Source organism: Paenibacillus lacisediminis, assembly GCF_046567315.2.
The window spans coordinates 337,120-356,488 of the sequence record NZ_JBKIAX020000001.1 but is presented as its reverse complement, the minus strand read 5'-3'; the positions used below and the strand labels follow the sequence as shown (position 1 = coordinate 356,488).

Annotated in this window: 13 protein-coding genes; 5 read left to right on the top strand and 8 right to left on the bottom strand. The window is 52.3% G+C overall.

Going from position 1 to position 19,369, the window contains the following annotated elements; genetic code table 11:
• The first annotated feature begins 88 nt into the window (after window positions 1–88).
• Window positions 89–577, top strand: a complete 489-nt coding sequence (locus tag ACLD72_RS01575; protein ID WP_410994939.1) for a hypothetical protein — start codon at window positions 89–91, stop codon at window positions 575–577.
• A gap of 81 nt (window positions 578–658) precedes the next feature.
• Here ACLD72_RS01575 and ACLD72_RS01570 read toward each other — a convergent pair whose 3' ends face one another.
• From ACLD72_RS01570 to ACLD72_RS01550, 5 genes are all read right to left on the bottom strand, one after another.
• Window positions 659–3,772: a X2-like carbohydrate binding domain-containing protein gene (locus ACLD72_RS01570; protein ID WP_410994940.1), complete on the bottom strand. Its 3,114-nt coding sequence runs from the start codon at window positions 3,770–3,772 to the stop codon at window positions 659–661.
• A 353-nt stretch (window positions 3,773–4,125) separates the two neighbouring features.
• Window positions 4,126–5,112, bottom strand: coding sequence for a DUF5643 domain-containing protein (locus ACLD72_RS01565; protein WP_410994941.1), 987 nt, complete (start codon window positions 5,110–5,112; stop codon window positions 4,126–4,128).
• Between the two features lie 159 nt (window positions 5,113–5,271).
• On the bottom strand, window positions 5,272–6,267 hold the full coding sequence (locus ACLD72_RS01560) for a DUF5643 domain-containing protein (RefSeq protein ID WP_410994942.1): 996 nt from the start codon (window positions 6,265–6,267) through the stop codon (window positions 5,272–5,274).
• 255 nt (window positions 6,268–6,522) lie between these two features.
• On the bottom strand, window positions 6,523–7,749 hold the full coding sequence (locus tag ACLD72_RS01555) for a DUF4179 domain-containing protein (RefSeq protein ID WP_410994943.1): 1,227 nt from the start codon (window positions 7,747–7,749) through the stop codon (window positions 6,523–6,525).
• A complete protein-coding gene (locus tag ACLD72_RS01550; protein ID WP_410994945.1) occupies window positions 7,736–8,293 on the bottom strand; it encodes a sigma-70 family RNA polymerase sigma factor in 558 nt (185 codons plus the stop codon). The genes ACLD72_RS01555 and ACLD72_RS01550 overlap by 14 nt, the downstream gene beginning before the upstream one ends.
• A 198-nt stretch (window positions 8,294–8,491) precedes the next feature.
• Between ACLD72_RS01550 and hcp the strand changes: the two genes are divergently transcribed.
• Window positions 8,492–10,177: a hydroxylamine reductase gene (hcp, locus tag ACLD72_RS01545; RefSeq protein ID WP_410994946.1), complete on the top strand. Its 1,686-nt coding sequence runs from the start codon at window positions 8,492–8,494 to the stop codon at window positions 10,175–10,177.
• Between the two features lie 423 nt (window positions 10,178–10,600).
• Here hcp and ACLD72_RS01540 read toward each other — a convergent pair whose 3' ends face one another.
• Together ACLD72_RS01540 and ACLD72_RS01535 are read right to left on the bottom strand one after the other, a co-directional pair.
• Complete coding sequence (locus ACLD72_RS01540) at window positions 10,601–12,127, bottom strand: ABC-F family ATP-binding cassette domain-containing protein (RefSeq protein WP_410994948.1); 1,527 nt, start codon at window positions 12,125–12,127, stop codon at window positions 10,601–10,603.
• A 627-nt stretch (window positions 12,128–12,754) separates the two neighbouring features.
• Complete coding sequence (locus ACLD72_RS01535; protein WP_458475481.1) at window positions 12,755–13,603, bottom strand: helix-turn-helix domain-containing protein; 849 nt, start codon at window positions 13,601–13,603, stop codon at window positions 12,755–12,757.
• 235 nt (window positions 13,604–13,838) lie between these two features.
• On the opposite strand from ACLD72_RS01535, the gene ACLD72_RS01530 reads away from it, so the two are divergent.
• Together ACLD72_RS01530 and ACLD72_RS01525 are read left to right on the top strand one after the other, a co-directional pair.
• The gene (locus ACLD72_RS01530) at window positions 13,839–15,137 is read left to right on the top strand and encodes an alpha-glucosidase/alpha-galactosidase (RefSeq protein WP_410995279.1); all 1,299 of its coding nucleotides are present in this window, start codon (window positions 13,839–13,841) and stop codon (window positions 15,135–15,137) included.
• A 169-nt stretch (window positions 15,138–15,306) separates the two neighbouring features.
• On the top strand, window positions 15,307–15,687 hold the full coding sequence (locus ACLD72_RS01525) for an ArsR/SmtB family transcription factor (RefSeq protein ID WP_410994951.1): 381 nt from the start codon (window positions 15,307–15,309) through the stop codon (window positions 15,685–15,687).
• A gap of 106 nt (window positions 15,688–15,793) precedes the next feature.
• Here ACLD72_RS01525 and ACLD72_RS01520 read toward each other — a convergent pair whose 3' ends face one another.
• The gene (locus tag ACLD72_RS01520; RefSeq protein ID WP_410994952.1) at window positions 15,794–18,022 is read right to left on the bottom strand and encodes a heavy metal translocating P-type ATPase; all 2,229 of its coding nucleotides are present in this window, start codon (window positions 18,020–18,022) and stop codon (window positions 15,794–15,796) included.
• A 177-nt stretch (window positions 18,023–18,199) separates the two neighbouring features.
• Here ACLD72_RS01520 and ACLD72_RS01515 point away from each other — a divergent pair, with 177 nt between their 5' ends.
• Window positions 18,200–19,102 carry a LysR family transcriptional regulator gene (locus tag ACLD72_RS01515; protein WP_410994954.1) on the top strand — a complete coding sequence of 301 codons (903 nt, stop codon included), beginning with the start codon at window positions 18,200–18,202 and terminating at the stop codon, window positions 19,100–19,102.
• Window positions 19,103–19,369 lie beyond the last annotated feature (267 nt).

Below are 19,369 nucleotides of genomic sequence, written 5' to 3'. Positions count from 1 at the left end.
CTTACAAGACTCATGGAAATTGTAGCCGCCCTGTCCCCGGAAAGTCAACCTTGATCATGTCGTAACTTTATGAAAGGAGCCGATCATAGTGGTCCCGAGTGACAACAAAACCGCAGCTTCTCACGCCGATGAACAACCGGTTCGCAGAAATAACGGTAATTTATGGCGCTATTATTGTAGTTTTTCCCTCGCCCAAAAAATAGCGGAACTTTTAGTTCCTATTTGGGAACCAGACTTGGAAAAAGCGTCTCTTTCCCCTCATCTGCCAACAATAGCGGTAAAAAATTCCTTTATTTTAGCTGTAACCCTTACTTTTGGAGAAAATAACGCCCTTTTTTTCCGTTATTCCACGGCTTTGGGAAGCCTTGACCAGCTGTGGCCTCCGCAACTTAACCTGCTCAACCCCTCTTCTCAAAAAACAGGCCGGCAAGTGGGCGTTTTTCTCCCATGCCGGCCTGCCTCTAATATGACTGCAACCATTCGTTTTGGAGCAAAAGGGGGGGGGATCGGCTGCTGCCCATACTTCATTTTTCAGGCATCAGCTTCTTGTCCCATACTTCTATTTTTCAAGCATTAGCTTCTTGCCCCATGCTCCGCTTTTCACGTATCACTCTATATGCTTTATACTGATTATCCCTTGCCTTTTACCTCTTGCCGCTTAAGGCTCAAGTCCCCATTGCAGGGCCCCGCCAACGTATCCGGTAATTTTGAGCGTTTCGGCATAAGACGTGGCATCAGGGTTGAAGGAATAGTCGTCGCTTTGGTTGTAATTGCTCCAATCTTCCTTGGAGATGCGAATATGCAGGTCGATGGTCTGGCCTGGAGCCAGCGTGCCGGCCGCCTCGGTAAAACCGAGCTCCGCATAATTGTCGGCCCCGCCTACGGGTTTCGGCAATTTGACGAAGTTCCCGGTTACATTGCTGCTGCCGACCTGAGTCCAGTCACAGAACAAGTTTTGCCCCTTTTCTCCGTCAACCGTGTAAAAATAACGCAAAGTAACATCTTTCAGCGCGAGCTCCTCCGTCCCGGTGTTGGTTAGCCTGATGCGCGGATTCAGCGTGTTGGCCGTAGACTGCAGCGTTCCGTTGACCGCTTCAATCCGCAGGCTGCCACTTGGCGCCTTAGTCGAATCCACGATCGCAATGTTTAGCTGGGCATCGGCCCCGGCGCTGAAACGGAAGGTCAGCTTCAATGCGCCTGTCGGCTGTGCCGCCAAAAACTCTTGAAGAATCGTCACCTTCGAATCGGAGACGGTGTAGTCTTCGCCTTCCTTCAACTGCGTCGTCCCGTTATAAATGCCGGCAAACGTCTTCTCGTTGAGCGTCAGCGCCACAAAGATATCGGCCTGGTTGCTTTGCTTAAGGTCGAAAGTGGCCGAGGTTGGCGAAATCGTAGCATTTTGCCCCGGTTCTTCCGGTTCTTGCGGTTCCCCTGGTTCCTCTGGTTCCTGCGGCGTCACCGTCGAATCGCCATAGACGATGCCGTAGCCGTTGGTTCCGACATAAACACGCCCGAAAATGCGCGGGTCGCCGGTAATGGCCGAATTGGTGGTGCCATATTGATGCTGATCATCGTTAATGCGCACCCAGCTATCGCCGCCGTCATCGGACCGGAAAAAGCCGCGCTCGCCGCCGATTTTCCCGCTCGTGTACAGCGCCATGACGTTACGTCCCGGGGCAGCCTTGCCAAACCCGATAACGCTGGACTCCTCCACGCTAGTCTGCTTTGTAAAGGTAGCACCGGCATCGCTGGAATGCCAGAGACCCGAGTTACCGTCCGACGCTCTGCCGCCAGCCACCCAAACATCCCCTTCCCGACCAGGCATCGCTTTAAGATCAAGATCGCCGGATGCAGGAAGTCCTGTGGCACTTGTTTTCGTAAAGGTGGCTCCTCCGTCACGGCTGACGTATAAGCTTCCGCCGGACAAAGCGTAAAACAGGCTGGAATTGACGCGGTCGGAGGCGACGAGCGCTCCGGCAGGCACGCCGCTGCTGGCGGTCCAGGAATTGCCGCCCTTCGAATAATGCACGCCGACATCGGAGGTGCTCCAGACGAGGCTCTCGCCGCGAGCGGCCAGGGCAATCGTGCCTCCGCCGGAAGTGCCGGACGGCTCACCGCCGGTGTACCAGTTCCCGCCGCCATCGCGGGAGTAACCGATCGCTTTATCGTTCGGTTTCTCCGTCCGGTTCACCGTAGCAACGCGGACGATGAAGCCCGGCTCAAGTTCGGCGTAATCCATATCTACGGTCCCGTTCGGATTCGTAAACATTTTCGCCGGAGCTTGGGTAAGGTCGTCATGCCGGAACCCGGTCACGTCAAGCATTCCGCTGAGCAGATGAGCGCCCGATGGCGGACTGATCAGATCGGTCACCGAGGTTTCTTCAATCCCCACGGCCTTCACTTCCAGGTCGATTTTACCGCCTTTATCCCATTCCGTTAAATTGTCGGTCCCGTAAATGGTCGCCCCGGTTCCGTACATCATGCGGTCGGAATTAAACGGATCGATCTCCAGATCACCGATCATCCAGCCGAGCTTCGGTGAAACTTCCTCCGGGGCCGGAATATTCTCAAAATCAAGCCACGGGGCGGCGGAAATATCATGGGTATAACGGAAGGTACGGCTCGGATAACCGTTCCAGTCCCAAATGCGGGTCCAGTTTGCTCCGCCGTCAGTGCTGCGAAAAATAATCGCGTCCGGCCACCAGGAGTTCATCGTGGCTACCATGACGGTATCAGGATCCTGCGCATCGACGGCGAGGCCGCCATATCCGTAATAGTTATCATCGCTGCTGCTCGGCACCGGGCTGATATTGGTCCATTCGCCGGTGGACGTATTCAGCTTCCACACCTCGCCTTTGTGGCCATCGTATGGTCCGGCGCCATCGCTGTAAGTAATATACAAGAAGCCTTCGGAGGAAAGAACGCCGTGATGCGGCAAATACCCGCTCGGCTGCCCCGGAACCGCCTCCCAGGTCTCGCCTCCGTCCGTGGAGCGGTACACGCTTTCATTCTTATCCGCCACCCCGACGTAAATCGTCTGCGTCGCTTGTCCGCGCGAACCTGTTGCAGGATCAAAAGTGATCCAGGCCAACCCGGTGATGTCGCTTTGATATTCGTAGTCGGGATTTTCCACATAAGTGCCGGGATTCGGGAACTGGCTTACTTTGCTCCAGGTCTCCCCGTAGTCGGTGCTCTTCCATAAACCGTTTCCGCTGCGAGCGCCAAAATAAAGAACGTTGTTCTGGTTCGGATCAATAACCAGCCGCTCTCCCAACGACCGGCCCGGCATATTGCCGCCGACCTTGAACGGCAGCTCCGTTTCCTCCCACGTTTCGCCGCGGTCGGTGGAGCGCAGGATGCGCCCGTTATCGGGATCCCAGCTGTTCGTATACGTGCCGACCGCCAAATAGAGCCGGTCCGGGTCGACAGGATCCGTAGCGAGCGCGTCGACGCCGCTCTTGCTCCAATCATCCATACCAACCCAGCCCAGGAGTTGCTTCCAAGTCCCGGTGCCTTGATCCCAGCGATAGGCGCCCCCGATGTCTGTACGGGCATAGATGAGGTTGGGTTCGCTGGTATTGAATATGATGCCAGGTATAAAGCCGCCTCCGCCTCCGGTCACAACGTTTTTCCACACGTAAGCTTCGCTGGCTGCAGGCTCATCAGCTGCCGCTTGTGCCGGGGACGTAAATCCCGAATAAGAGGTTCCGGCGATCATAAACGCAACCGCCAGCACGGACAGTTTTTTAAAGCGATTTTTACTCTTTACCATAAAATATCCCTCCCAAGTGAGTTATTTTGCCGTCTCTCGTAGTCTCGTTAATATTCGGTAGACAGCAAGCACGCAATCTTTGTTTTTCGACATCCCTCCTTTGGCGATTACCGTCGGGTTTTGTCATACCCGATCTGATAGAGTCTAGTATTGTTTAAATCTTCCAGTTATAGATTACCTTATTATGTAATATAATTCAATGTTATATATTACTTTGAAATCATTTCTATTCTTTAGGATTTCATTGGAAAAGTCCAATCTACCGCAGTATCTGCCAACAGAATGTTATGCAATCTAAAAAAGCTTGCTCTGTGCCATAACACTCGGCGCACAGAGCAAGCCAATTAAGACGATTATTTTACTTTTACGGTCATTTCCAGCTCTTTGATATAGTTCTTAATGAGTTTGCCGTTGCTGTCCGTTTTAAATATGCCGGGAGAATTGGGATCGTTTGGATCATCGGGTACGAAATCGGGCTCGAATGCTTTGATTGTGATTGACTTGGCGCCTTTCCCCGGAGCGCTGAACACAAAGTCATTATACGTATCGCCATTTTTGTTATTCTCGTCACTTCCATGACTGGAAATCATATCCATCTCGTTTCCTTGATCATCCACAGCTTCATACATGATATGCGAAGACTTGTTTTTGTCCAACCCTTTCTCGATCAACTGAATTCGGGTGGAGGTCGATGTTACGTTAAGTTTACTTAAGGTGACGCTGTAATCCCCGCGTTTTTTCGTCAGATTTGGTTTCAATGCCTGTCCCTTGGTTTTTTGCAACGTCATATCCAATGTATACGGTTTGTCCACACCCTCTAAAGTCACTTTGGCGGTAAGCTTGAACTTGTCCGGAAACGCTTTGAGATTGCCGCCAAGCCAGGATGGATCGAGCATTGTAATTTTCATTGTGTCCGGTGAAGCACCTGGCCCCCGTTTTATGTCTGGTCTTTGGGACATAGACTTTCCACCACCAAACTCGTAGACGGATTTACCGTCGATAAAAAGCTTGATGTCTTTAATTGCGCCTTTCTCATAAATATAATCCTGGGTCTTTTCATCATATTTTCCAGCTATTTCGCCGGTAAGCCCTTTGCCGCTCCGCTTCAGGGTAATGCCGACATAGTTGCCGTCATAGATTGCTTGGGAGATCTCCAGCGTAATGCCTTGCTGGGTTACGCTTGGAGCTTTGGCCTTGGCCGCACTTAGCGTCCCGCCGCTTTTCGCCGCTGAAGTCGCTGCCACTTTCGGCCCGGCCGCTTCCGCAGCCCCCCAGGCCGTACCGAACAACAGCGCGCCGGCCAGCGCCGCGGAAGACATCACCTTGTATGTATTTTTCACTCAAACCCCTCCATGAAATTTGATTTCCGAGAATCCTCTCTTCATTGAGCTCTCTAATGGATTAGATGGATGAGTACACCAAAACGTTATATTTTGAGCGAAAAAATTTAAAAGCCTGCAGCGATTTGCTGCAGGCCCGCCCACTGCCGGATTTGACTTTTACTTAATATTAACCGTCATTTCCAGCTCTTTGATATAGTTCTTAATGGTTTCACCGTTGCTGTCCGTTTTAAATATGCCGGGGGATGATGGATCGTTTGGATCATCGGGTACGAAATCGGGCTCGAATGCTTTGATTGTGATCGACTTGGCGCCTTTCCCCGGAGCACTGAACACAAAGTCATTATACGTATCGCCATTTTTGTTATTCTCGTCACTTCCATGACCGGACATCATATCCAGCTCGTTCCCTTGATCATCCACAGCTTCATACATGATATGCGAAGGCTTGTTTTTGTCCAACCCTTTCTCGATCAACTGAATTCGGGTGGAGGTCGATGTCACATTAAGTTTGCTTAAGGTGACGCTGTAATCCCCGCGTTTTTTCGTCAGATTCGGCTTTAGGGCTTGCAAATTTTCCGCATTTTTTTGCAGCGAAAAATCAAAAGTATACGGCTTATCCACGCCTTCCAGGGTGATCTTCGCGGTTAGCTTGAACTTGTCCGGGAAAGCCGGGGAAGTCATGCCATTGCTGCCGATCCAGGAAGGATCGACCATTTTAACTTCCAACGTGTCTGGTGTGGAAGGCGGTCCCCAGCCAAGATTTGGTCTTTTGCCTAGGCCTCCCCCGCCGAACTCGTAGATGGATTTGCCGTTGATAAACATTTCAATGTTTTTAATCGCGCCTTTGGGCCGCTCGTATTCCTCGGTCGCTTCATTAAACTTCCCTTCGGTGATGCCGCCGGTATACCCTGTACCGCTCCGCTGCAGCGTAAGGCTGACATAGTTGCCGTCATACAGTGCTTTGCTGACGGTCAGCGTAATGCCGTTCTGGGTAACGCTGTCGGCTTTGGCCGCAGAAGCTTGCGCCGCGCTGCTCACTGCCGGCGCTTTGGCCTTTGCCGAACCGGCTGCTTCCACTGTTCCCCAAGCCGTTCCGCCGAGCAGCATCCCCATTAAAGCTGCGGTAGTCATCACTTTATATGCTTTTTTCACTGAAAGCCCTCCATAAAATTGATTTTCGAGAATTCCCTTTTTATGTCCTGGACATATATTTTTCTTTTTTGAGCGCTCTATAGATTAGATGGATAAGTAAAACAAAACGTTATATTCTGAGCGTAAAAATTGTAAAAGCCTGCAACGCTTTGCTGCAGGCCGTCCATTACCGGTTTTGCTTTTACTTGACCGCAACGGTGAGTTCGAGCTCTTTGATATAGTTCTTAATCATTTCGCCGTTGCCTTTTCCCTGGGTTAATTCTGATTGCCATACAGTTTTTCCAAACCCGCCCGGTTTACCGGAACGGTAATCTCCAGTTCCTTCACGTAATGCTTAACCATCTTTCCGTTGCTGTCGACTTTATATTGTCCCGATTCCCCCAGCTTGGTCGACGGGTCGGCATATTCAGGCTGAAACGGTTTAAGCGTAATCGTATCCGGAACCTCCTCCAGCCGGTCAAACATCATTTCATTCCGCATGTGCATCTGTCCATTATCGAAGTAGATTCCTATGCCACCTATCAATTCCAAGTTCCTGCCTTGGTCGTCACACAGGTCGAACAGTAAATTATTCCTAAGTGGTCTACTTGCTTTATCGTCTACATTGATGTCGAAAACTACCTTCGTCGTAATCGGCGTATATTGGATTTGCTCAAGCGTAAATGTAATACCGTTCCACTCTCTCGTTTCTCCAAAGGTTTCAACGAGACGATCCGCGTTTTTGCGAACGGGCAGTTCGAAAACGAACGGCTCCTCAACGCCTTCCAGCCAAAATTTGGCCGTCAGTACAAAACGATCGGGAAGAAGCTGTGACGAATCGCCCGTTTCCGAAATGGCTGACAACTCGTACAGCGCCGCATTGGGATCGGCTGTCGGAGACCCTTTCGAAGAAAATTTATAACTTTTAGAATTATAAGATGGTTGGCCATCAATCAGCATCTCCCAATGGTCTACAGCCCCTCTTTGGAGAATTGCATCCCTCTCCCAGCCTTCACCCACGAACTCGCGGTCCATGATTCCTCCGGTAAACCCTTCTCCTTCGCGCTTGACGGCCATAGTTAGGCGAATACCATCATAAACAACCTGAGGGATACGAAGGGTTATTCCATCATGGGTGACGCTTGCATCCGTTTCCTCGGCCAGTCCGCGCTCCTCTGCCGTCTGCAGCCCCAGATCGCCGGCCAATTTGAAGATGCCGCCAAGGATAGGGACATTTTTGAGCGATTCGGCCAGCGCCGGCGACACCATGGCACTGCCCAGCCCGATCGTCAAAACGGCGATTGCGGCGGCGGCTGCCGCCCCCACTTTAAAAGTCCTAGAAAAGCGGGATTTTCGGCCGCTTCGGGTCTGCATCGGAAGATCGGCCAAGGAAGCGTAGACTTCATCCTGGCGGCGGCGAATAATATCAGGAACCTCTCTGACCTCGGTCATCCGTTCCTTACCGATGTCGCGAAGCGTTTTTTCAAGGTCATGCGTTTCCATAAGCCAGCTCCTCCTTCCCCATTTGCTTAACCTTGTCGGCCAATATTCCTCTGGCCCTATGCAGGCGCGCCCGGACAGCTCCCTCCGAAATTTCCAGCACACCCGCGACCTCTTTGATCGGTAAATCCTGATAATAAAAAAGATGGATAACGATTCTTAAAGTTTCATCCAGGTTTTCCACCGCCTCGCGGAGATCCTGCTTGCGGTTCTCTTCATACTCCCCGGTAAACCGCGCCTCTCCCGCCGGTTCCGGCAGCTCCGCCATCACGACGGTTCTACTGCGCATGCGTAATAATTGATTACATTCATTGATTAAAATCCGAATTACCCAGGTTTTAAAATATTTCGGCTGCCGCAATGTCGACAATGATTTATACGCTTTAAGCGTTGTTTCCTGAAATGCGTCCGCACAATCTTCGTCACGTCTCACAATGGACTTCGCCAAGCCGTACAGTTCGGGTTCCAGCTTCCGGAAGAGCCGGATAAACGCCTCACGATCCCCCCGCTGCGCGCGCCTAACTTCCAGTACCATATCTTGTTGCACGAATTTCAACTCCTTTTGAGGGCCCTCTGCAAGATTAGATGGGCCAGCCTCTGAAAATGTTATATCTACTTCAAAAAAAGTTCAACGTTCGTTTAGACCCTAGCCCCAATTAGAGTGATTACAATCACCCGGCTGCGGCCGTTCCGGCGGTATTCTTCTGTATATCCGTTAAATTCTCCCAAAGGAGGTTATTTTGAAATGAACCAAACAGCTTCGAATCCGGACATTTCGCAGCCGTCCATGTTTTGTTTTCAATGCCAGGAGTCGGCCGGCGGGACCGGCTGCACGATCAAGGGCGTCTGCGGCAAACCGCATGACGTGGCCAACCTGCAGGATTTGCTCATCTATGTGCTGAAAGGCATTTCCTTTTTCTCCGTGGGGACCGAGCTCCCTGAAGTTTTAGACCGGCGTGCATCGGTCTTTATTATGGATTCACTGTTCGCCACGATTACGAACGCCAATTTTGACCGCGACGTGTTCGTCGCCAAAATCCGCGAAGCGCTTGCTCTGCGCGACGAAGTAAGACGCCACTGGGAGGAACAGCGTACAGGCGCTGCGGCGGAGCTTCCCGACGCGGCGGTTTGGCAGGCGGACGACGAAGCGTCGTTTGACGCCAAAGCTAAGAGTGTTGGCGTACTCGCCACCGCCGATGCGGACATTCGCTCTTTGCGCGAGCTGCTCACCTACGGTCTCAAAGGGATGGCCGCCTATACGTATCACGCCCTTCAATTGGACCATTCCAACCCGCAAATCGACTTGTTTATGCGCCGGGCGCTGGCCGCTACTTTGGACGATTCCTTAACGGCGGACGACCTCGTCGGTTTGGTGATGGAGGCGGGCAAATATGGCGTGGAGGCCATGTCCCTGCTTGACGAGGCCAATACCGGCACCTACGGCCACCCCGAAGTGACCAAAGTCAATATTGGCGTGGGGAACCGGCCGGGGATTCTGATCAGCGGCCACGATTTGAAAGACCTGGAGGAACTGCTGCGGCAAACCGAAGGCACCGGCGTGGACGTGTACACCCACAGCGAAATGCTGCCGGCCCACTACTATCCGGCCTTTAAGAAATACGAGCATTTTGTCGGCAACTACGGCAATGCTTGGTGGCTGCAAACAACGGAATTCGCCGCGTTCAATGGGCCGATTCTGATGACCACCAACTGTATCGTACCACCGAAGGCAAGCTACAAGGACCGCATGTATACGACCGGCAACACCGGCTTTTCCGGCGTGCGGCATATCCCGGAAGGTCCGGACGGCCAGCCGAAGGATTTTTCGGAAATCATCGCGCACGCCAAACGCTGCGAAGCTCCGACCGAACTGGAGAGCGGCGAAATTGTCGGCGGTTTTGCCCACCATACCGTGACCAGCATCGCCGATCAAGTGGTGGAAGCCGTCAAAACCGGCGCGATCAAAAGATTTTTCGTGATGGCCGGCTGCGACGGACGGATGAAATCGCGTTCTTACTACACGGACTTTGCCCGGGAGCTTCCCCGCGATACGGTCATCCTGACCGCCGGCTGCGCCAAATATAAATACAACAAGCTTGATTTGGGCGAGATCGGCGGCATTCCCCGTGTACTGGACGCCGGTCAATGCAACGACTCCTATTCGCTGGCCGTCATCGCGCTGAAATTAAAGGAAATTTTCGGCCTGGAAGACATCAACGACCTGCCGATTTCCTACAATATCGCCTGGTATGAACAGAAGGCGGTTATCGTGCTGCTGGCCCTGCTGTACCTCGGGGTCAAAAACATCCACCTGGGGCCAACGCTGCCCGCATTCCTGTCACCGAACGTCGCCAAAGTATTAATCGAAAATTTCGGTATCGGCGGCATTACGAGCGTGGAAGAGGACATGAAAATGTTCCTTGGGGCTTAAGATATTACGTGAAAGACCTGACTGGCGGTCAGGTCTTTTGTTTATACAACTTGGGGCGCCAACTCCCGCAAAGCGCAAAAGTGCAGGCGATTTTCGTCGAAATCCCTCGAAACAGGCTCGTCAAATGCAAATGTGCAGTTCATTTCCGGTCAAAAGATACTTTTTTCTCGAATAGCCCCAAATCAGATGTACTTTTGCATTTCAACCGCTCCAAAATGGCATATGCCGGGAAATTCAAATGCACTTTTGCATTTGATCCCGCGTGGCCGCCGGTTCAGGATGCATAACCCTGAAAAAACGCGAGCCCAGGAGTTTATCCCTCCCGCTGCCCGCGTTTTGGAGCTGAACTTTCAGATGGCGAAATCCGCACATAACCTCGTCCCTACCCTGACCGTTTAACGGTTCCAAAGTTTGACGCGTGGTTTATCCCAAACTAATGACCTTGTCCGCCCACTCCCGATAAAACCGCTCCTCATGGGACACGAGGATAACGCTGCCCTGAAATTGCCGCAAAGCGTCCTGCAAAGCCGCCTTCGTTTCCGCATCCAGATGGTTCGTCGGTTCGTCCAGGATCAGAAAATTGCAAGGCGAAAGTATCAGGCCGCACAATTTGACTTTGGATTGCTCGCCGCCGCTCAAAGTGCGGATTTCCTGGGTAACCAAATCGTCCTTCACACCACACAACGCCAGGTAACGGCGGATTTCCTTCATGCCAAGGCTCGGATACTGTTCCGATATGATTTGCAGCGGGGTAAGCGCGCCGTTGTCCCATTTCAGATCCTGTTCGTAATACCCGACTTTGGCCTGCTCCGAAAACCGGAATCTCCCGGAAACGGCGGCAAGCCGCCCGACCAGCGTATTCAGCAGCGTCGATTTCCCGATCCCGTTGAAACCGGTAATCACGAGCTTTTGTCCCCCCATTACGGAAAAATGGATTTTCGGCAACAGCGGAGCGCCATATCCGACTTCAAGATCGCTGACTTTAAGCGAGGTTTGCGCGGATAGCGGGAGCTCGCGGAAGCGGATCGACGGCTTATGGGTAAACGCCGGCGGAGCCAGCTTTTCCATCCGTTCGAGCTGCTTCCTGCGCCCCTGGGCGATTCTGGAGTTGACGCCGGCGATATTCCGGCGGATGTACTCCTCCGTCTTTTCGATCTTTTTCTGCTGGGCGTGATACCGTCGCACGTAATCTTCTCGCAGATGCTCTTTTTGCCGCAGGAAGTCGGAGTATTTGCCGTAATATTTTTTGATCGTCCCGAACTCGATGTCACAAATACAGGTAGTCACCTTCTCCAAAAACTCGAAGTCATGGGACACGACGATAAAAGCACCGGCAAAATCCGCCAGATAACCAGCCAGCCACGCGACATGCTCCTTATCCAGAAAATTCGTCGGTTCATCCAGCAGCAAGACGTGCGGTTTTTCAATTAAAAGTTTGGCCAATATCACCTTCGCCCGCTGCCCTCCGCTTAACTCCCCGATTTGGCGCTGCATGCCGATGGCGTCGATGCCAAGTCCCGAAGCGACCTTCAAAATCTGGCTGTCGACCTGGTAAAAATCCCGCGCTTCCAGCTTCTCCTGATATTCCGCAGCCTGGAGCAGCATGGCGCTATCCCCGGTCGCCGCGCTTTCCTCGTATAGCCGGTTCATACGGCGCTCCATCTCGAACAAATCGGCATACGCCGTCTTCAGATATTCGGCAATCGTATCGTTTCCGTCGATTTCGGCATATTGATCCAAGTGTCCAATCTGAATCTGCGACTGCCACTTGACGCTGCCATGATCCGGAATGATTTCGCCCAGCAAGACGCGGATCAGCGTGCTTTTTCCCGCCCCGTTTTGGCCAACGATTCCCATGTGTTCGCCCTTGTATAATTCAAAGGATGCATTGTCGTACAACTTTTTATCTCCAAAGCTATGCAGTAGGTTTTCAACTTGAAGTAAGCTCATTTCGGTTCCTCTTTTCTTAATGGTAAAAATAAAAAAAGCAGAGAGCAGCGTTTTTAGACGCCGGCCCTCTGCTTGATGATTAAGGCGCAAGTCAGTCGAACGGTATAACGTACGGTGAACTCGCCGCCAAATGCAAAAGGCCATCGACAAGCATTGTCGACGGCCCTTACTCTCGGCCAATGGTCACACTTAAAAAAGCATAGTAAAGCTACGCTTTTTAAAAAAGACCATTCAGCCGATGAATATAGGAAGCTTTACGCTCCCTGATTAAGCTCCGTACAACGCTTCATCGTGTTCATTTGTACGGAGCGGCGTGTTCTGACGAGTTTGACCAACTTGATATACAACATTCCAAATCCCCACCTTATAGAGGTTGTTCAAAAAGTCATCTTTCCATGACGAAGCGGTACATGAAGAGGATTCGACGTCGAATCTTGAATTCAGCCGGGCCTTCCGTTGCTCACGTAGGTCACCCTACGCTCCGCTACTCAGTCCCTAGCTTCATCCAATCTTCTCGGTCCTGAAAACCTGACTTTTTGAACTCGCACTTATAGAGATTGCTCAAAAAGTTACTTATAAAATATTATCATATGCCGATTACAGAGGTCAATTCGGATAAAACGCGTGTTACAGCTTCCGGTATTCGCTTGGCGGCAGCCCGGTCGCTTTTTTGAACTGGCGTGAAAAATAAAGAGCGTCGTTAAAGCCGACCGAGGCGGCAATCTGGTCCACGGTGAGCGGGCCTGCCAAGAGTTCCTTCGCCTTCTCGATCCGCACCTTCATTAAATACTGTTTGGGCGAAAGCCCCGTTCGCGCCTTAAAAGCGTGGAACAGATGGGCCCGGTGGTAACCGAGCTTGCGGGACAGCTCGCCGATGCTGATCGGCTGATGGTATTGCAGCGTAATCCAGCGGACCGCCTGTTCCACCTGCCGGTCGATCATCGCGGGCTCCAGCGTTTCGGGAGCTTGCAGCGTCTCCCGGTTCGCGAGCCCAAACTGATGAAACAACAGCGCCAGCCATCCCGACGCTTCCAGGCTCTCCAGCCTTGGGTCATCCGCTTGCCGGAACGCCGAGCGAATCCGGGTATAGAGGAGATGTAAGGCCGCGATGTCCCCGGAATGGCATACAGGATTGCCTGGCGTAATGCCGATGTCGGCCAGCTGCCTGGAGACGCCCGTTCCTTTTAGGGCAACCCAAGCATAATGCCAGGGCTTTTGTGTATCTGCCTCATAGGAAAACAATACGCCCGGAAAAATAACAAAAGTATCACCCTGACAGCAGCGGCGGTATTGATCCCTCCAGCGAAACTCCCCTTCTCCCTCCAGGACACTGTGGATAAGATAATAGTCATGCACGGACGGCCCGATTTTATGAGCGGGAATAGGGCGGCCTTCCCCGCTGAACAGCAGGGTCACGTCTTTTTCCCGGAAATCGGGATTGATGTTGTCTTCAAACATGTAATGGTCGGGAATCATCACAAACCTCCGGATCAAGAACATTTTCGGCTTCCTTACCAGTCTACTGCATTTCAGATTCTATACACAACATTTATCCATATCTATCTTCGATTCCTCCATACTTTTCCTCTTCCGCCTAAGCTATATTGAAGACATGAATATAAGCCGTAAGAGCGCGGCAATCCAAGGGGTATCAAGCGATACCAACGGCCATTTGCCGCTCGGCTGTGTACTTAAAAGGAGGATCTTTTCAATGTTTAAAATTACATTTATCGGGGCCGGAAGCACGGTTTTTGCCAAAAATGTGCTGGGCGACTGCATGCAAACGCCCGCTCTGCAGGGATTTGAATTGGCGCTGTACGATATCGATCTTGAGCGGCTGCGGGATTCGGAGAACATGCTAAACAATCTGAAGCGCAGCAGCGGCAGCACCTGCGTCGTCAAAGCTTACAGCGACCGCAAAGAAGCCTTGCGGGGCGCAAAATACGTAATTAACGCCATTCAGGTCGGCGGCTACGATCCTTGCACCATCACGGATTTCGAAATCCCCAAGAAATACGGGCTGCGCCAGACGATCGCCGACACGGTTGGGATCGGCGGCATCTTCCGCAACCTCAGGACGATTCCGGTCATGTTGGAATTTGCCGCCGATATGCGTGAAGTCTGTCCTGACGCCCTGTTTTTGAATTACACGAATCCGATGGCCGTGCTGACGAACGTGATGAACACATACGGCCAAGTGCGTACCGTCGGGCTTTGCCACAGCGTACAGGCCTGCATCCCCGATTTGTTCAAGAGCTTGGAAATGGACAAAACCGGAGTGCAGGCGAAGATCGCCGGGATCAACCACATGGCCTGGCTGCTGGAGGTTACCCGGGACGGCGTGGATTTGTATCCGGAAATCAAACGGCGGGCGGCGGAAAAACAAAAACAGCCTCACAAGGACATGGTGCGCTTTGAGATGATGCTGAAATTCGGCTATTACATCACGGAATCGTCGGAGCATAACGCCGAATATCATCCTTACTTTATCAAACGCAATTATCCCGAGCTGATCGGCCGCTTCCAAATCCCATTGGACGAATACCCGCGCCGCTGTGTGAGCCAGATCGCTAACTGGGAAAAAATGCGGGAGGAGCTCGTTAACAACACGGAATTGAAACATGAGCGTTCACATGAATACGCCTCCTATATCATGGAAGCGATTGAAACCGACGTGCCGTTCAAAATCGGCGGCAACGTGATGAACACCGGGCTGATTCCTAACCTTCCGAAAGAAGCTTGCGTCGAAGTGCCTTGTCTGGTGGACGCCAGCGGCGTTACTCCGACTTATGTCGGCGATCTTCCTCCACAGTGCGCGGCTTTGAACCGGACGAACATCAACACCCAACTGTTAACGATCGAAGCGGCCATCACCGGCAAAAAAGAGCATATTTACCATGCGGCGATGCTGGATCCACATACTTCAGCGGAGCTGTCCATGGACGATATCGCCGCGCTATGCGACGACTTGATCGAAGCGCACGGCGACTGGCTGCCGGCTTACCGCTAAACGCCAAAGCGCGCGGGAGAAAAAATCTCCCGTGCGCTTTTTTTATGACAATACTCCGTATCTTGCTCCAAGATGGACATTATGTTACTGTGATGACAGCGATCTTTTAATAGTAATGATTTCGTTTAAGTATAATATATATAAACGCCTGGCAGAAGGGTGATAGTTAATGACACGTTCGATAAATACGGCAAATTCGGCAGAAGAATGCGATACAAGCTGCTCGGGATCCCCGGGGGATTTGGCTGCGATTAAAGCAGAGCTCATCGATGACCAAGCGGCGATTCAGTTTGCCGACTGGTTTAAGGCATTCAGCGATCCGACGCGCGTCAAAATCATCAGCGCCCTGCTAAAAAGGGAATTGTGCGTCCATGATTTGACGGTGCTGCTTGAAATGGGGCAGTCGGCCGTTTCCCACCAGCTGCGGTACCTGCGCAACCTGAGAATCGTTAAGCGGCGCAAGGTCGGAAAGACGGCCTTTTATTCGCTTGACGACGCTCACATCGAGCAGATTTTTCTCCAAACCCTTCAGCACACCAACCACGGATGATACGAAAAACCGCAGAGCGGCCCCGTACCGGATACGGTGAGCAGCACGCTGCGGCCCGGTACGAGAGCGGATCTGCGATTGCATATCTTACCCAAGCCAAATTCCCTTAACTCAAATTGGGCTTGATCTTCATGACGCGCATTGCGTTTAAAACAGCAAGCAGGGTGACGCCCACATCCGAGAACACCGCTTCCCACATTGTCGCGATCCCAAACGCGCCCAGGAGCAGGAAGACCGCTTTGACGAGCAGCGCAAAAATAATGTTCTGCCAGACGATACGCCGGGTTCTTTTCGCAATATGAATCGCGGAAGCCAGCTTGGAGGGCTCGTCGGTCATGATGACGATATCGGCCGCTTCAATCGCCGCGTCGGACCCGAGGCCGCCCATGGCCACGCCGACATCGGCTCTGGCCAACACCGGTGTGTCGTTGATCCCGTCGCCGACGAACACGATCTTTTCTTTGCTCGATTTCTGGCGATCGATCTTTTCCAGTTCCTCCACCTTATGCTGCGGCAGCAGTTCGGCCCGTACCTCGTCGACGCCCAGCTTTTTGCCGATCGCTTCGCCCACCGCCTTGATATCGCCCGTCAGCATCACAATCTTCTTCACACCGAGATTTTTCAGGGAACGGATCGCCTGCGCCGAATCTTCCTTGACCTCGTCGGCTATGACCAAATAACCGGCATATTGCTTGTCGATCGCAACATGCACTATGGTACCCAGCTCGGTAGGCGCGGCGAAATCGATATTTTCCCGTTTCATGAGCTTCGCGTTACCGGCCAGCACCTCCCTGCCTTCGAACGTAACCTGGATGCCATGGCCCGATATTTCGTTGTAACCCGCAAGCAGTTCTTCATTTAGTTCCCGTCCATAAGCTTCTCTGATCGACTGAGCAATCGGATGGGTAGAGTGCATCTCGGCAAAAGCGGCCTGACGCAGCAGCTCCTGTTCGGTCCATCCGTTTTGCGGATAAATGCCGTTCACTTTAAAGGCGCCTTTGGTCAGCGTTCCCGTTTTATCGAACACGACGTATTTGACGTCATTCAGCGCTTCCAGGTAATTGCTGCCCTTGACCAGCACGCCGTTCTTGGAAGAAGCGCCGATGCCGCCGAAGAAGCCGAGCGGAATCGAAACCACCAGGGCGCAAGGACAGGAAATAACCAAAAAGATAAGCGCCCGGTATACCCAATCCGCGAAGGTCGCGCCGCTAATGATCAACGGAGGAAGCACGGCCAGCAAAGCGGCGACAATGACGACAAACGGCGTGTAGTAACGGGCAAACTTTGTAATGAAGTTTTCCGTCGGCGCTTTTTTGCTGCTGGCATTCTCCACCAGATCGAGAATTTTGGCCACGGTCGACTCGCCGAACACCTTCGTGACCTCGATCGTCAAAACCCCGTTTTTGTTGATAAATCCGCTCAGCACGTCATCGCCGGCAGCCACTTCGCGCGGTACGGACTCGCCGGTCAGCGCCGAGGTATCCATAGCCGAGTTCCCATCCGCAACTTTGCCGTCAAGAGGTACCTTTTCGCCGGGACGAACGATGATCAGATCTCCGATCCGCACTTCCTCCGGGCTCACGCGTTTGATTTCGTCGCCCGCTTTCAAATTGGCAAAATCCGGTCTAATATCCATCAGCGCGCTGATCGATTTCCGCGACCGGTTGACGGCAATGCTCTGGAACAGTTCGCCAACCTGGTAGAAGAGCATAACGGCCACGCCTTCGGGGTACTCCCCGATCACAAACGCGCCGACGGTCGCGATTGCCATCAGGAAGTTTTCATCGAACACTTGGCCCCTGACGATATTTTTCAGCGCCTTGTAGACGATATCCCCGCCCACCACAAGGTAGGAGGCCAGAAACAGGATCAGTTCAAGCTCCCGGCCCAAGGGTAACATGAACGCCGCCGCGCCAATGACAAGGCCTGCTGCCAGACGGGCAACCATCATTTTCAGGCTTTGCGCCCCATGGTCATGGGAATGGCCGTGTCCATCCTCCGCCGCTTCGGTGCCGTGATCATTCGCGTGATCATTCGCGTGATCATGACCGTGTCCATGATCGTGGTTATGGGCCCGTTTAACTCCCGCCGCCCCGTGCTCCAATACCTTGACGTCAGGCTCTAATGCGCGAATTTTTTTCTTGGCCTGCTCCAGGATCTCCTCGCTGCGGTTCACAGCCATTTCCATGGTTAACGTTTTGTTGACAAAATTCACCGAACAAGCCGAAACCCCGTCGATGTTTTGGACACCATTCTCGATTTTCATCGCGCAGTTGGCGCAATCCAAGCCTTCTAACACAAATTTACGTCTAACTATCCCAGCAGTCGTTTCCATCCGCATGCTCACTCCTCAATAAAAAACGATATATGAGTAAATGTTCATATATAGTATATTCTTGTTGCTTAGCCAGTGTCAACAAAAATCAACACACTTGGGCGTTTTCTGCGGTTCTGCCGATCCTGTATGATATGATAGAACTTATAATGATGCGGATGAAAAGGAGCCTTTCACGTGGATGACAAAGACGCCGCGATACTGCAATACGTTGCCCTGGAGCAAAGCCTGACCAAAGCCGCGGAACGGCTGTATATGACGCAGCCGGCATTGACCTACCGGATTCAACAGATGGAACGCGATTTCGGCGTGCCGCTGATTGTTAAACATGCCAAGGGGACTTACCTGACCCCCGAGGGCGAGGTATTGGCCGCCTTTGCGAAAAAAAATCGGGACGAACTGAAGCGGCTAAAAGATTATCTCCTGAATATGGGCAGCCGGGTCAGGGGCACGCTTCGTCTCGGTGTCGCCAGCTATTATGGCCTGTACAAGCTCCCTCCCCTGCTCAAAACATTCAAGGCTCTGTACCCCGAGGTCCAGTTCAACGTCACCTGTGCGCTCAGCCCGGAAATTTTGGATTTGCTGGCCGATCAGGAGATCCATATCGGGATCGTGCGCGGGGATTACCCTTGGGGAGAATCGCGTTACCTGCTGCATGACGAACCGATCTGCCTGATCTCCAAAGAGCCGGTCGACCTGGACAAGCTGCCGGAGCTGCCGCATATCCATTACAGCGAGCCGAAAGCCAAGGCAGTCCGCCAAACCCCGTCCCATTTCAGCCAAACGATACAAGCTTGGTGGCATGAGCATTACGATGCGCCTCCCTCCATCGCGATGCAGGTGGACGCCTACGAAACCTGCAAGGAGATGGTCAAGCACGGGCTCGGATACTCCATCGTTCCGGGGGTATTCGTCAAACCCGAGGACGGGCTGTATACTGTTGAGCTTATAAGAGGAAGCGGCGAGCCGATCCGGCGGAACACGTGGATGCTGTACCGTGAATCCACCCAGGAGCTGGCGATCGCGGAACGGTTCATCGATTTTATGAAGACGGAACATCCTTCCGGAGGTGCCCAGTAGAACGATCCGTTAATAACGCGGTCAGGCGGCCAGCCCCTGAGAAACTCCAGCGAAAAATATAAGGGCAAAAAAGGGCGTTATTCCAGCGCTATCCTCCATTCAAAACGAAATAGAGGCAATTGATGTCGCTATTTTCCCCGGTCGCACGGGAATTCCCTCGTTCTGGATCATTCGCGGGAAATAAGCACAAAAAATACCGCTAATGGATATGAACATGCCCTGACTCCGGATAATAAGAACATAAAATTCCGCTATTTTGAAGGCCGT

Excerpts from the sequence above, each read along its gene's own strand:
- ACLD72_RS01570 (WP_410994940.1), bottom strand. The coding sequence starts at position 3,772 with ATGGTAAAGAGTAAAAATCGCTTTAAAAAACTGTCCGTGCTGGCGGTT.
- ACLD72_RS01555 (WP_410994943.1), bottom strand. The coding sequence starts at position 7,749 with ATGGAAACGCATGACCTTGAAAAAACGCTTCGCGACATCGGTAAGGAA.
- hcp (WP_410994946.1), top strand. The coding sequence starts at position 8,492 with ATGAACCAAACAGCTTCGAATCCGGACATTTCGCAGCCGTCCATGTTT.
- ACLD72_RS01540 (WP_410994948.1), bottom strand. The coding sequence starts at position 12,127 with ATGAGCTTACTTCAAGTTGAAAACCTACTGCATAGCTTTGGAGATAAA.
- ACLD72_RS01535 (WP_458475481.1), bottom strand. The coding sequence starts at position 13,603 with ATGATTCCCGACCATTACATGTTTGAAGACAACATCAATCCCGATTTC.
- ACLD72_RS01530 (WP_410995279.1), top strand. The coding sequence starts at position 13,839 with ATGTTTAAAATTACATTTATCGGGGCCGGAAGCACGGTTTTTGCCAAA.
- ACLD72_RS01525 (WP_410994951.1), top strand. The coding sequence starts at position 15,307 with ATGACACGTTCGATAAATACGGCAAATTCGGCAGAAGAATGCGATACA.
- ACLD72_RS01520 (WP_410994952.1), bottom strand. The coding sequence starts at position 18,022 with ATGGAAACGACTGCTGGGATAGTTAGACGTAAATTTGTGTTAGAAGGC.